Origin of the sequence: Ensifer adhaerens (genome assembly GCF_001270265.1) — a bacterium.
Lineage (GTDB): Bacteria > Pseudomonadota > Alphaproteobacteria > Rhizobiales > Rhizobiaceae > Ensifer > Ensifer adhaerens_B.
In genome coordinates this window covers 285,253-299,024 of record NZ_LGAP01000001.1, presented here as the reverse complement: position 1 = coordinate 299,024, position 13,772 = coordinate 285,253, and the positions used below count along the sequence as shown (strand labels likewise).

Below are 13,772 nucleotides of genomic sequence, written 5' to 3'. Positions count from 1 at the left end.
TTGATTATCCGAAAAATACGTCGCCGGCGGCAATCGTCTGCATCGTGTTCGAGCCCGTGTCGAGCATCAACCGGCCGTCCTGATCAATACCGGCAAAGCGGCCGGAAAGCGACCGATCCGGCAGGTTCACCGTAATGGTCTCACCGATGCCGCGCGCTGCCGCCCGCCATTGGTCTATGATGTGTGCCACACCCCTGCCGCGGTCCCAAACGGAAAGCGTTTCGGCCATGGTCAGGAACAGATGGGCAAACAGTTCGTCCGGCGATACCGACGCCCCTTCGTTGCGAAGCGAAGTCACCGGGTAGAGCGCCTCGTCGGGCTTGACGGCAATATTGATGCCGCAGCCGATGACCAGAGCGCGGCGGCCGTCCGCCAGGCTCTCGCCTTCAAGCAGGATGCCGCAGGTCTTCTTACCGTCGATGAGAATATCGTTCGGCCATTTGATCTCGACCGGAGCGCCGGCAAGCGGCATCACCTGCCGGATGGCCCTGTGAACCGCGACGGCCACGGCCAGCGGCAGCGAGTGCAGTAGCTCAATCGGGGCCGGCTCGATCAACAGGAGCGAGGCATAGAGATTGCCGGGCTCTGAAAACCAGGCCCGGCCACGTCGGCCGCGTCCGCCTGTCTGGCGGGCGGCGGTGATCCAGAGATTTCCCCTGTCTCCCTCGCGCGCCCGCATCAGGCATTCGCTGTTGGTGGAACCGACCTCATTGAGAGCGATGTGCCGGAAATCGTCGAGCGAAACCCGGCCGCCGCCTTCAAGGCCGATCAAAAGAAGGTCCGCGCCGCGACTTCAGCGGCGTTGCCGAGCGGACCGCCGATCAGGACATATCCGACCACAAACAGGCCCGAGAGACCGAAGACCAGCCGAAGCTCGCCGGCCGTGCGGGCAAACTCACCCTTGGCGTCGTCGAACCACATCACCTTGATGACGCGCAGGTAATAGTAGGCACCGACGACCGATGCGAGCACACCGACGATGGCGAGCGCGTACAGATGCGCTTCGATCGCCGCCATGAACACGAAGTACTTCGCGAAGAAGCCGGCCATCGGCGGAATGCCGGCGAGCGAGAACATCAGGATGGTGAGGACCGTGGCCATGAAGGGGTTGGTCTGTGACAGGCCCGCGAGGTCGTCGACGCTTTCGACGTTCTCGCCGTCCTTGCGGCGCATGGCGAGGATGCAGGCGAAGGTGCCGAGCGTCATGACCATGTAGATGAGCATGTAGAGCAGAACGCCGCGCACGCCTGCCATCGAGCCGGCAGCGAGACCGACGAGCGCGTAGCCCATGTGGCCGATCGAGGAATAGGCCATCAGGCGCTTGATGTTCTTCTGGCCGATCGCAGCGAAGGCGCCGAGCAGCATCGAAGCGATCGAGATGAAGACGACGATCTGCTGCCACTGGACAACGACCGGCTCGAACGCGTTGATGACGACGCGAACGAAGATGGCCATGGCGGCAACCTTCGGAGCAGCGGCAAAGAACGCCGTTACCGGCGTCGGCGCACCTTCATAGACATCAGGCGTCCACATGTGGAACGGCACGGCAGAGATCTTGAAAGCGAGACCGGCAAGAATGAAGACCAGGCCGAAGATGAGGCCGAGCGACGGCGTGCCCGTCGTCGTCAGGGAAGCGGCAATCTCGTCAAAGCCGGTGTGGCCGGTGAAGCCATAGACGAGCGACATGCCATAGAGCAGCATGCCCGAGGATAGCGCGCCGAGGACGAAGTACTTCAGGCCGGCTTCCGTCGAGCGGATGCTGTCACGGTTGATAGCGGCAACGACGTAAAGCGCCAGAGACTGCAGCTCGAGCGACAGGTACAGCGACATCAGGTCGTTGGCCGAGATCATCAGCAGCATGCCGAGGGTGGCGAGGACCAAGAGCACCGGGAACTCGAAACGGTCGATCTGCGCGGAACGGGCATGGCCCACCGTCATCACCATGGCGGTGATGGAGCCGATCAGAGCCAGCACCTTCATGAACTTGGCGAAGGGATCGGACAGGAAGGCGCCGCCATAAGCTTCGCCCTCGCCCGTCTTCAGGACGAGCCAGAGACCGGCGATGATGAGAACGGCAACCGCAAGGCCGGTGACGGTCGAGGTCGACTTTTCACCAGCAAACACGCCGATCATCAAGAGCGCCATCGCGCCGACCGCGAGGATCAACTCGGGGATCGAGAGCTGCAGGCTAGCGAGGAGGGTTTCAGCAGTCATGTCCAATCACGTCCTGTGGTCATTGCACCGAAAGCGCAACGTTTTGCGCTGCCTGCAGGGCTGCGGAGTAGTTGTTGACGAGCAGATCCACGGAGGCTGCAGTCGCATCGAAGATCGGCGCCGGATAGACACCGAAGAAGATCGTCAGGATCACCAGCGGGTAGAGGATCGCCTTCTCACGTCCCGAAAGATCGAGCAGAGCCTTCAGGCTTTCCTTTTCCAGCGCGCCGAAGATCACTCGGCGGTAGAGCCAGAGCGCGTAGGCAGCCGAGAGAATAACGCCGCTCGTTGCAAAGAACGCAACCCAGGTATTGACGCGGAAGACGCCGACGAGGGTCAGCACTTCGCCGACGAAGCCTGATGTACCGGGAAGACCGACGTTGGCCATGGTGAAAACCATGAAGGCGACGGCATATTTCGGCATGATGTTGACGAGACCGCCATAGGCCGAGATCTCGCGGGTATGCAGACGGTCATAGACAACGCCGACGCAAAGGAACAGCGCGCCGGAGACAATGCCGTGCGACAGCATCTGGAAAATCGCACCCTGAACGCCCTGCGTGTTGGCCGCGAAGATACCCATCGTCACGTAGCCCATGTGTGCGACGGACGAATACGCAATCAGTTTCTTGATGTCGGACTGCATCATCGCCACCAGCGAGGTGTAGATGATTGCAATGACCGACAGCGTGAAGACGAAGGGCGCGAAATAGTCGGAAGCCAGCGGGAACATCGGCAGCGAGAAGCGCACGAAACCGTAGCCGCCAAGCTTCAGGAGGATGGCGGCCAGGATGACCGAACCCGCCGTCGGCGCCTGAACGTGCGCGTCGGGAAGCCAGGTGTGCACCGGCCACATCGGCATCTTCACCGCGAAGGACGCGAAGAAGGCAAGCCATAACCACGTCTGCATCTCACGCGGGAAGTTGTAGCCAAGCAGTTCGGTGATGTCGGTGGTACCGGCCTGCCAGTACATCGCCATGATGGCGAGCAGCATCAGCACCGAGCCGAGCAGCGTGTAGAGGAAGAACTTGTAGCTCGCGTAGACGCGATCCTTGCCGCCCCAGACACCGATGATGAGGAACATCGGAATGAGGCCGGCCTCGAAGAACACGTAGAACAGCACGATGTCGAGCGACACGAACACGCCGATCATGAACGTTTCCAGGATCAGGAACGCGATCATGTATTCCTTCAGCCGCTTTTCGACCGACAGCCAGCTCGCGAGCACGCAGAACGGCATCAGGAAGGCGGAAAGAACGACGAAGAGCACGGAGATGCCGTCGATGCCGAGATGATAGGAAATCCCGGTGCCGAGCCATTCGTGCTTCTCGGTCATCTGGAAGCCCGGGTTCGAGCTGTCGAACTGGTACCAGATATAGACCGACACGGCGAAGGTGAAGATCGTGGTCAGCAGCGATACGTTCAGGATGTTGCGGCGGCCGTAGGCGCTGTCTTCTCTTGTCAGCAAGAGAAGCAGAACGCCGACGAGCGGCATGAAGGTGACCGCGGAAAGTACGGGCCAATCGGTCATCAGAAGGAACTCCCGAGCATCATCCATGTAACGAGCGCTGCGATGCCGATCAGCATGGCGAACGCGTAGTGATAGAGGTAACCGGTCTGCAGCCGGACAACACGATCGGTGACATCAAGCACGCGTGCCGCAATCCCGTTCGGACCGAGGCCGTCGATGACCCGGCCGTCGCCTTCCTTCCACAGGAAGGTGCCGAGGCGCTTGGCGGAGCGCACGAATAGGAAGTCGTACAGCTCGTCGAAGTACCACTTGTTGAGCAGGAACTGGTAGAGGCCGCGATGCTGCTCCGCCAGGTACTTGGGCACCTCAGGCCGGCGGATGTACATGTACCAGGCCGTGTAGAGACCGAGCGCCATGGCGCAGAACGGGCTCCACTTAACCCACAGCGGAACATGGTGGTATTCCTCGAGGATTTCGTTCTCGGCGGACGTGAACAATGCACCCTGCCAGAACTCGGCATAGTGGTGGCCGAAGAAGTAGTCGTGGAACAGGAAGCCTGCCACCAGTGCGCCGGCCGCCAGGATGTAGAGCGGCACCAGCATGACCTGGGGCGATTCATGGACGTGATGCATGACATCCGAGGAAGCGCGCGGCTTGCCGTGGAAGGTCATGAAGGTCAGACGCCAGGAATAGAAGCTCGTGAACAGTGCGGCGATGACCAGCATCGCGAAGGCGAAGCCCGAGACGACGCTGTGCGAAGCGAACGTCGATTCGATGATGGCATCCTTCGAGAAGAAGCCGGCGGTACCAATGACGGTGCCGGGAATGCCGACGCCGGTCAGCGCAATCGTGCCGATGAACATCATCCAGTAGGTGAGCGGAATGTGCTTCCGAAGACCACCCATGTAACGCATGTCCTGTTCGCCATCGACGGCGTGGATGACCGAGCCTGCACCCAAGAACAAGAGAGCCTTGAAGAAGGCATGCGTGAACAGGTGGAAGATGGCCGCGCCATAGGCGCCGACGCCGAGTGCGACGAACATGTAGCCGAGCTGCGAACAGGTCGAATAGGCGATGACGCGCTTGATGTCGTTCTGGACCAGACCGACGGTCGCGGCAAAGAAGGCCGTGATCGCACCAATCAGCGTGACGACGGTCAAAGCGCTCGGTGACAGTTCAAACAGCGGCGACATGCGGGCGACCAGGAAGACGCCGGCGGTAACCATGGTTGCGGCGTGAATGAGGGCCGAAACAGGGGTCGGGCCTTCCATCGCGTCCGGAAGCCAGGTGTGCAGCAGGAACTGCGCCGACTTGCCCATCGCGCCCATGAAGAGCAAGAGACAGGCTGCCGTGATGGCATCAGCCTTGTCGAGGTGCATGCCAAACAGCGTGACGACCGCCTCCCCTGCTGCTGCACCTTCTGCCGGCAGGTAGGTCTGGGCCGCAGCGAAGATTGTTTCGAAACTGACCGAACCGAACAGCACGAAGACGAGGAAGATGCCAAGCGAGAAACCGAAGTCGCCAACGCGGTTGACGATGAACGCCTTTATCGCGGCGGCGTTCGCCGACGGCTTCTTATACCAGAAGCCGATCAGCAGGTAGGATGCGAGACCCACGCCTTCCCAGCCGAAGAACATCTGCAGCAGGTTGTCGGACGTGATCAGCATCAACATCGCAAAGGTGAACAGCGACAGATAGGCAAAGAAGCGCGGACGATGCGGATCGTGGTGCATGTAGCCGATCGAATAGACATGCACGAGCGTCGACACCGTGTTGACGACCACGAACATGACTGCTGTCAGCGTGTCGACGCGGAACGCCCATTCGACATCGAAGCTGCCGGACTGGATCCAGCGCAGCACCGACACCTTGATCAGTTCCTGCTCGCCCATCGCGACGTCGAAGAAGACGTACCCCGACAATGCGGCGGCGATGATCATCAGTCCGCAGGTGACGTATTCAGAAGCCTTGGCGCCGATCGAAGTGCCGAAAAGGCCGGCGACCAGAAAGCCGATCAAAGGCAGGAAGACGATAGCCTTGATGATGGTATCCATAGCCCAATCAGCCCTTCATCATGTTGACGTCTTCAACAGCGATCGAGCCGCGGTTGCGGTAGAAGACGACGAGAATTGCAAGCCCGATGGCGGCTTCCGCGGCCGCGACGGTCAGAATGAACAGAGCGAAGACCTGGCCCGTAATGTCGTTCAGGAACGACGAGAAGGCGACCATGTTGATATTGACCGCAAGCAGGATCAGCTCGACCGACATCAGGATGATGATGACGTTCTTCCGGTTCAGGAAGATGCCGAAGACACCAAGCGTGAACAGGATGGCGCTGACGGTGAGATAGTGGGAAATTCCGATTTCCATTTTTAGTTCCTCGACCTCGCGTCCGAATTAAATGCCCTGCCCGGGCTTGACCGTGATCACCTCGACGGCGGTCTCGGGCGTGCGGGCAACCTGCTGCGGAATGCTCTGGCGCTTGATGTTCACGCGGTGACGCAGCGTGAGGACGATGGCGCCGATCATGGCAACCAGCAGCACGAGGCCCGCGATCTGGAAGAAGTAGACATAGTGGGTATAGAGAACGTCGCCGAGGGCGGCCGTGTTCGTCCGGTCGGCAACCGCTGGGATCGGCATCGAGATACCCTTGGCGATCTCCGGAGAGAAGGTCGCTCCGCCTACAACGATGATGAGTTCGGCAGCCAGGATCAGACCGATCAGCGCACCAACCGGCGCGTATTCAAGCACGCCCGCGCGCAGTTCCGCGAAGTCGATATCGAGCATCATGACGACGAACAGGAAGAGCACTGCAACCGCGCCGACGTAGACCACGAGCAGGATCATCGCCAGGAACTCGGCGCCAGCCAGCAGGAACAGGCCCGCCGAATTGAAGAAGGTCAGGATCAGGAACAGCACCGAATAAACGGGGTTCCTGGCCGCAATGACCATAAATGCCGATGCCACCGCGATGAAGGCAAAGAGATAGAAAAAAAGAACCTGCAGACCCATGATCGGTGCCTTTTTCGTCTTGCACGGCGTGAGGCTCTTGCAGCCCCACTCCACTGGCAAAGCCGGACGCGTGTCCGGCCTTTGCCCCAAACTGTTTCACATGTGCCGCCTTAAGGGCGGCACCACGCATTGGTCTCAGCGATAGGGCGAGTCCATTGCGATGTTGCGTGCGATTTCCCGTTCCCAACGGTCGCCATTGGCGAGGAGCTTGTCCTTGTCGTAGTACAGCTCTTCACGCGTCTCGGTGGCGAATTCGAAGTTCGGTCCCTCGACGATGGCGTCAACCGGACAGGCTTCCTGGCAGAAACCGCAATAGATGCACTTCACCATGTCGATGTCGTAGCGCACCGTGCGGCGGGTGCCGTCGTTGCGACGCGGGCCAGCCTCGATGGTGATGGCCTGGGCAGGACAGATCGCCTCGCAGAGCTTGCAGGCGATGCAACGCTCTTCGCCGTTCGGATAACGACGCAGGGCGTGTTCGCCGCGGAAGCGCGGGCTGACCGGGCCCTTTTCGAAGGGATAGTTCAACGTCGCCTTCGGCTTGAAGAAGTAGCGCATCGACAGAAAGAACGCGCCGACGAATTCCTTGAGGAACAGCGAGCTGACGGCTTGCGAAAGACCGGCCATCATTTACCTCCAGACTTGCCGGCCTGGGAGCGGCCAGCGGTATGCAACCGAGCGAAAGCCAACATCATGCGGCTCCCGTCAGCTTGAGAACGAATGCAGTGATCACGACCATTGCGAGAGAGATCGGCAGGAAGACCTTCCAGCCGAGACGCATCAACTGGTCGTAGCGGTAACGCGGAACGAAAGCCTTCACCATCGCGAACATGAAGAACACGAAGGATGCCTTGAGAACGAACCAGATGATGCCCGGGACCCAGTTCAGGAACCAGACGTCGACCGGAGGCAGCCAGCCGCCAAGGAAGAGAATCGTCGTCAGCGCACACATCAGGCAGATGGCGGCATACTCGCCCAGCATGAACATCATGTAAGGCGTGGAGCCGTATTCGACCATGAAGCCGGCGACGAGTTCCGATTCCGCTTCCGGCAGATCGAAGGGCGGACGGTTGGTCTCAGCCAGTGCCGAAATGAAGAACACGATGAACATCGGGAACAGCGCCAGCCAGTGCCAGTCGAGGAACGATGCCGGCAGGCCCAGGTTCGTACCGATGCCGTTGCTCTGCGCGTTGACGATATCCGTGAGATTGAGCGAACCGACGCACAACAGGACGGTGACGATGACGAAACCGATCGAGACTTCGTAGGACACCATCTGCGCTGCGGAACGAAGCGCGCCGAGGAAGGGGTACTTCGAGTTCGAAGCCCAGCCACCCATGATGATGCCATAAACTTCAAGAGAAGATATGGCGAACACGAAGAGGATGCCGACGTTGATATTGGCGATCACCCAGCCGGCGTTAAGCGGGATAACCGCCCAGGCAGCCAAAGCCAGCGTCACGGAGACGAGCGGTGCCAAGAGGAAGATCGCCTTGTTGGCGCCAGCTGGAATCACCGGCTCCTTGAAGACGAACTTCAAAAGGTCGGCGAAGGACTGGAAAAGACCCCAGGGGCCCACCACATTCGGACCACGGCGAAGCTGGACTGCCGCCCAGATCTTGCGGTCGGCCAGCAGAATGTAGGCGATGAAAAGCAGCAGCGCGACCAGCAGCAGCAGCGACTGGGCGACCATGATGATCGCAGGCCAGACATAGGTCGAAACGAAAGCGTCCATGATACTCTATTCCCTCGCGCTCATTCCGCCGCAGCTTTGAAGTTGTTGCGTGCCAAAGCCGAGCATTCGGCCATGACGGCGGATGCGCGCGCTATCGGGTTCGTCAAATAGAAGTCTTTGACCGGAGACGCAAACACGGATTTGCCCATCTCACCGGCTTTTTGGGCAAGTGCGGCAATTTCGTCGCCACTGCCGACGGCAATCGCGTCGACATCGGCGAAATGCGGGTGCACGGCATAGAGCTTCGAGCGCAATTCGCCAAGCGAATCAAAGGGCAGCTTCTTGCCGAGAACGTCGGAAAGCGCGCGGATGATCGCCCAGTCTTCGCGGGCGTCGCCCGGAGCGAAGCCGGCGCGGTTGCCGATCTGAACGCGGCCTTCGGTGTTGACCCAGGTGCCGGACTTTTCGGTGTAGGTGGCGGCCGGCAGGATGACGTCGGCAGCGTGTGCGCCGTTGTCGCCGTGCGAACCGATATAGACGGTAAAGCCGGACTTGCGGCCAGCAAGATCGATCTCGTCTGCGCCGAGCAGGAAGAGAACGTCGGAGGCCGAAACCATTTCGGCAGCCGTCTTGCCGTTTTTGCCCGGGACGAAGCCGAGGTCGAGACCACCGACGCGGGACGCTGCGGTGTGCAGAACGGCAAAGCCGTTCCAGTCCGCGGTCACCGCACCGACTGCGCCTGCGAGCTTGGCAGCGGCAGCGAGAACGGCAGCACCGCCCTCCCCTGCGACGGCGCCCTGGCCGATGATGATCATCGGACGCTGCGCCTTCGTCAAGGTCGCGGCGAACTTACCCTTGCCGGACACGAGTTCGGCGAGCGTGTCGGTGCCAGCACCGAGATATTCGTATTCGTAGCGCAGCTCACCCTGCTCGCCGATGACGGCGATCGGGAAATTGCCCATCCGGTAACGCTTGCGGATGCGTGCGTTGAGTACGGATGCTTCGAAGCGCGGGTTGGAGCCGATGATCAGCAGCGCGTCGGCGCTTTCGATGCCTTGAATGGTCGGATTGAAGATATAGCTGGCGCGGCCGAGCGACGGATCGAGCGCTGCACCATCCTGGCGGCAGTCGATGTTTTCGGAACCGAGCGAAGCGAGCAGCTCCTTCAGCGCGTACATTTCTTCGACGGAAGCAAGGTCACCGGCGATGGCGCCGATCTTGTCGCCGGAGGTCGCCGCAACGGCAGCCTTGACCGCCTGGAAAGCCTCGCCCCAGCTTGCTGCCTGCAGACGGCCATCCTTCTTGACATAAGGGCGATCGAGACGCTGCGTCTTCAGGCCATCCCAGATGAAGCGGCTCTTGTCGGAAATCCACTCTTCGTTGATGTCCTCGTTGACGCGCGGCATAATGCGCATCACTTCGCGGCCACGGGTATCGACGCGGATGGCCGAACCAAGTGCGTCCATCACGTCGATGGATTCGGTCTTGTTCAGTTCCCACGGACGCGCCGTGAATGCGAACGGCTTGGAGGTCAGCGCGCCGACCGGGCAGAGGTCGACGACGTTGCCCTGCAGCTCGGAGGTCATCGCCTGCTCGAGGTAGGTGGTGATCTCGGCATCCTCGCCCCGGCCGATGAGGCCGAGCTCGGCAATGCCGGCAACTTCCGTGGTGAAACGAACGCAGCGCGTGCAGTGGATGCAGCGGTTCATCACCGTCTTGACCAGCGGGCCGATGTACTTGTCTTCGACGGCGCGTTTGTTTTCCTGGTAGCGCGAACTGTCGATGCCGAACGCCATCGCCTGGTCCTGCAGGTCGCATTCGCCGCCCTGGTCGCAGATCGGGCAATCGAGCGGATGGTTGATCAGCAGGAATTCCATGACGCCTTCGCGCGCCTTCTTGACCATCGGCGTGGTCGTGAAGACTTCCGGCGTCTCGCCGTTCGGGCCGGGACGAAGGTCGCGCACGCCCATGGCGCAGGAGGCGGCAGGCTTGGGTGGCCCTCCCTTCACCTCGATCAGACACATGCGGCAGTTACCGGCGACCGACAGCCGCTCATGGAAACAGAAGCGCGGAACCTCGGCGCCGGCTTCTTCACACGCCTGAAGCAGCGTGAAATGATCCGGGACCTCGATCTCTTTTCCGTCGACTTTCAGCTTTGCCATCTTCGTACTCAATCCTGTCTTCCATCCGTCCACCTTTGAGGCGACGGACAATTCCAACACAGCCATGCTGCTTGCCGGTGGCGACCTCTGCCGGTCACCGCCTCTTATTCTTTTGCGCCTTTCAGCGCCTTTGCCTGCTTTACCCAGTCATCGCGTAGGATACGTCCGCCAAAGCCCAGTTCGTCGTCGAAGCGGGCTACGTCGGCGTCGCTCCAGGCGGCGATATCGGCAAAGCGGAGAATGCCCTTACCGTTCAGAACCTGCTCGAGCTTCGGGCCGATGCCGGAAATCCGCTTGAGGTCGTCGGGGGCACGGGCCTTGGCCTTCGAAGCGGCCGGCGCCTTTGCAGGCTCTGCCGGTTTCTTCTCAGCCTCCGGCTTAGATGCCGTACTCCTGTTCGTAACAACAGGCTTGACGGTTTCTTGCTTTGCTTCCGCCTGAACCGGAACAGCCTTGGCCGGAACGACCTCAGCCGGAACGCCTGTCTGCATCTGGCCAGCCAAAGCCGAACCCTTCTGCAACGCTTCGACGGCGCCCTGCATCGCACCGAGCATGACGCCGGCGATATGGCTCGACAGACCGAAGCCAAGTGCCGTCGCAGCAGCAACGGCCCCTGCCGGATGCGCCATCAGCGGATGCAGCGGAACCTGCGGCATGCTCTTCATCCATTCGGCCATGCCGAACGGATCGGCCGGATCGCCGCCAATCGGACGCGCGGACGAAATGCCGCTTTCGGCCTCTCCCCTCACCTGTCCATCCTTGCGTGCGCCGGCCATGGCCCGTTACTCCGCCGCTTCCAGCACCGCGCCGTGCGACGTCGCATTGCGGGTATATTCGTCGATGCGCTTTTCGATCTCGGGACGGAAATTGCGGATCAGGCCCTGGATCGGCCAGGCGGCCGCATCACCCAGAGCACAGATCGTGTGACCTTCGATCTGCTTGGTAACGTCGAACAGCATATCGATCTCGCGCTTCTGGGCGCGGCCCTGCACCATGCGTTCCATCACGCGCCACATCCAGCCGGTGCCTTCGCGGCACGGCGTGCACTGGCCACAGCTCTCGTGCTTGAAGAAAGCGGAGATGCGGGCGATCGCCTTGATGATGTCGGTGGAGCGGTCCATGACGATGGCAGCAGCGGTGCCGAAGGACGACTTGACTTCGCGAAGCCCGTCGAAATCCATCGGGCAGTCGATGATGTCTTCGGCCTTGACCACCGGGCACGATGCGCCGCCGGGGATGACGGCAAGGAGGTTGTCCCAGCCGCCGCGAATGCCGCCGGCGTGCTTGTCGACGAGTTCGCGGAAGGTGATGCCCATCGCTTCTTCGACCGTGCACGGCTTGTTGACGTGGCCGGACAGCATGAACAGCTTGGTGCCGACGTTGTTCGGGCGGCCGATCGACGAGAACCAGCCGGCGCCGCGGCGCAGGATCGTCGGGGCAACGGCGATCGACTCGACGTTGTTGACGGTGGTCGGGCAGCCGTAGAGACCCATATTCGCCGGGAACGGCGGCTTCAGGCGCGGCTGGCCCTTCTTGCCTTCAAGGCTTTCGAGCAGCGCGGTTTCTTCGCCGCAGATGTAGGCGCCGGCGCCGTGGTGGACAAAAATGTCCATGTCCCAGCCGAGCTTGTTGTTTTTGCCCAGCAGGCCGGCGTCGTAACATTCGTCGATCGCCGCCTGCAGCGCTTCGCGCTCGCGGATATATTCGCCGCGCACATAGATGTAGGCGGTGTGCGCACCCATGGCGAAGCTGGCGATGACGCAGCCTTCGATCAGGGTGTGCGGATCGTGACGCATGATGTCACGGTCCTTGCAGGTGCCCGGTTCGGATTCGTCGGCGTTGACAACCAGATAGTGCGGACGTCCGTCGCTTTCCTTCGGCATGAAGGACCACTTAAGACCGGTCGGGAAGCCTGCGCCGCCACGGCCACGAAGACCCGAAGCCTTCATCTCGTTGACGATCCAGTCGCGACCCTTTTCAAGGATCTGCTTGGTGCCATCCCAATGGCCGCGGCTCATCGCGCCCTTCAGAGACTTGTCCTTGAGGCCGTAGATATTGGTAAAGATGCGATCTTCATCTCTGAGCATGGTTCACCTCTTTACCGCGGCTTCTTGCCGAAAACTTTGATGTATTCGGCTTCGCCACCCTTGGCGAGCGCCTTGGCCTGCTTGACCCAATCGTCGCGTTCGATCCGGCCCTTGAAATTGAGATAGCCGTCGACCCATTCGCGCTCGGCCTTCTTCCACGACGCGACTTGCGCGTACGTGTAGATGCCGAGTTCGTGCAGCGTATCCTCGATCTTCGGGCCGACGCCGGAGATCAGCTTCAGGTCGTCGACAGTCGCCGGCTTGGCAATACCTGCCGGCCGGTTCTTGTCTTCGAGCGAAGGCTTGCCGGAAACATCGGCCGCCTTGGCGGACTTCGACTTGTCGGCGGTGTCGCCTTCGACCTTGGCGTTCGCTGCCGCTTCCTTCTTCGCCGTCGCCGGCGTCTTCACGGCCGCGTTGGTTTCGCTGGCATCGGTCTTTGCCCGTGCGGCATTCGACGGCGGCACGCTGACGGCCGGCGCATCGTTGATCTTCTTTGCGCTCGCGGGAGCCTTCTTGGCCGGTGCCTCCGGCGTCGTCAGCGTGGTCGGGCCACCTTCCGGCGCGGAGAAGACACGGTCGATCTGCGGACCGGTGGCAACTTCGGCGCCCTTGCCTGCATCGAAGCGGTCGATGATCTGCTCGAGCTGCTCGGGCGTCAGGTCTTCATAGGTGTCCTTGAAGATCATGACCATCGGCGCATTCACGCAGGCGCCCTGACATTCCACTTCTTCCCAGGAAAGCGTGCCGCTCTCGTTGAGGGTAAAGGGGTCGTGGGCGATCTTGCTCTTGCAGACCCGGATCAGGTCTTCGGCGCCGCGCAGCATGCACGGCGTCGTGCCGCAGACCTGGACGTGGGCGCGCGTTCCGACCGGCTTCAGCTGGAACTGGGTATAGAAAGTCGCAACCTCGAGCACGCGGATATAGGCCATGCCGAGCATGTCGGCGATCGATTCGATCGCGGCCTTCGTTACCCAGCCGTCCTGCTCCTGCGCCCGCATCAACAGCGGAATGACCGCGGACTGCTCGCGGCCTTTCGGATACTTCTGGATTGTCTTTTGTGCCCAAGCGGCGTTTTCGCGATTGAACGCGAATGCGGCCGGCTGGACATTGTCTTCGGCTAGTCGACGAACAGACATTCTTCACGACAC

Annotated in this window: 12 protein-coding genes; all 12 read right to left on the bottom strand. The window is 61.1% G+C overall.

All coding sequences use genetic code 11. The features are described 5' to 3' along the window. Positions 1 to 4: 4 nt before the first annotated feature. Positions 5 to 769, bottom strand: coding sequence for a biotin--[acetyl-CoA-carboxylase] ligase (locus tag AC244_RS01385; RefSeq protein ID WP_161807837.1), 765 nt, complete (start codon positions 767 to 769; stop codon positions 5 to 7). Next, positions 769 to 2,214 (bottom strand): NADH-quinone oxidoreductase subunit NuoN, encoded by a 1,446-nt coding sequence (nuoN, locus tag AC244_RS01380; RefSeq protein ID WP_053247050.1) that lies wholly within the window; start codon positions 2,212 to 2,214, stop codon positions 769 to 771. The genes AC244_RS01385 and nuoN overlap by 1 nt, the downstream gene beginning before the upstream one ends. 19 nt (positions 2,215 to 2,233) lie before the next feature. Then, positions 2,234 to 3,745 (bottom strand): NADH-quinone oxidoreductase subunit M, encoded by a 1,512-nt coding sequence (locus AC244_RS01375; protein WP_053247049.1) that lies wholly within the window; start codon positions 3,743 to 3,745, stop codon positions 2,234 to 2,236. After that, positions 3,745 to 5,739 carry an NADH-quinone oxidoreductase subunit L gene (gene nuoL / locus AC244_RS01370; RefSeq protein ID WP_053247048.1) on the bottom strand — a complete coding sequence of 665 codons (1,995 nt, stop codon included), beginning with the start codon at positions 5,737 to 5,739 and terminating at the stop codon, positions 3,745 to 3,747. Before nuoL ends, AC244_RS01375 begins: the two co-directional genes overlap by 1 nt. A 7-nt stretch (positions 5,740 to 5,746) precedes the next feature. After that, positions 5,747 to 6,055, bottom strand: a complete 309-nt coding sequence (gene nuoK, locus AC244_RS01365; protein ID WP_037169335.1) for an NADH-quinone oxidoreductase subunit NuoK — start codon at positions 6,053 to 6,055, stop codon at positions 5,747 to 5,749. Between the two features lie 27 nt (positions 6,056 to 6,082). Then, positions 6,083 to 6,697 (bottom strand): NADH-quinone oxidoreductase subunit J, encoded by a 615-nt coding sequence (locus AC244_RS01360; RefSeq protein ID WP_053247047.1) that lies wholly within the window; start codon positions 6,695 to 6,697, stop codon positions 6,083 to 6,085. A gap of 135 nt (positions 6,698 to 6,832) precedes the next feature. Continuing rightward, positions 6,833 to 7,324 carry an NADH-quinone oxidoreductase subunit NuoI gene (nuoI, locus tag AC244_RS01355; protein WP_025426590.1) on the bottom strand — a complete coding sequence of 164 codons (492 nt, stop codon included), beginning with the start codon at positions 7,322 to 7,324 and terminating at the stop codon, positions 6,833 to 6,835. A gap of 64 nt (positions 7,325 to 7,388) precedes the next feature. Next, positions 7,389 to 8,432, bottom strand: coding sequence for an NADH-quinone oxidoreductase subunit NuoH (nuoH, locus tag AC244_RS01350; protein ID WP_053247046.1), 1,044 nt, complete (start codon positions 8,430 to 8,432; stop codon positions 7,389 to 7,391). Between the two features lie 20 nt (positions 8,433 to 8,452). Further along, positions 8,453 to 10,534, bottom strand: coding sequence for an NADH-quinone oxidoreductase subunit NuoG (nuoG, locus tag AC244_RS01345; protein WP_053247045.1), 2,082 nt, complete (start codon positions 10,532 to 10,534; stop codon positions 8,453 to 8,455). A 104-nt stretch (positions 10,535 to 10,638) separates the two neighbouring features. Beyond that, positions 10,639 to 11,310 carry an NADH:ubiquinone oxidoreductase gene (locus AC244_RS01340; RefSeq protein ID WP_053247044.1) on the bottom strand — a complete coding sequence of 224 codons (672 nt, stop codon included), beginning with the start codon at positions 11,308 to 11,310 and terminating at the stop codon, positions 10,639 to 10,641. A 6-nt stretch (positions 11,311 to 11,316) separates the two neighbouring features. Then, positions 11,317 to 12,621, bottom strand: coding sequence for an NADH-quinone oxidoreductase subunit NuoF (gene nuoF, locus AC244_RS01335; protein WP_053247043.1), 1,305 nt, complete (start codon positions 12,619 to 12,621; stop codon positions 11,317 to 11,319). 11 nt (positions 12,622 to 12,632) lie between these two features. Beyond that, positions 12,633 to 13,760: an NADH-quinone oxidoreductase subunit E gene (locus AC244_RS01330; protein WP_053247042.1), complete on the bottom strand. Its 1,128-nt coding sequence runs from the start codon at positions 13,758 to 13,760 to the stop codon at positions 12,633 to 12,635. Positions 13,761 to 13,772 lie beyond the last annotated feature (12 nt).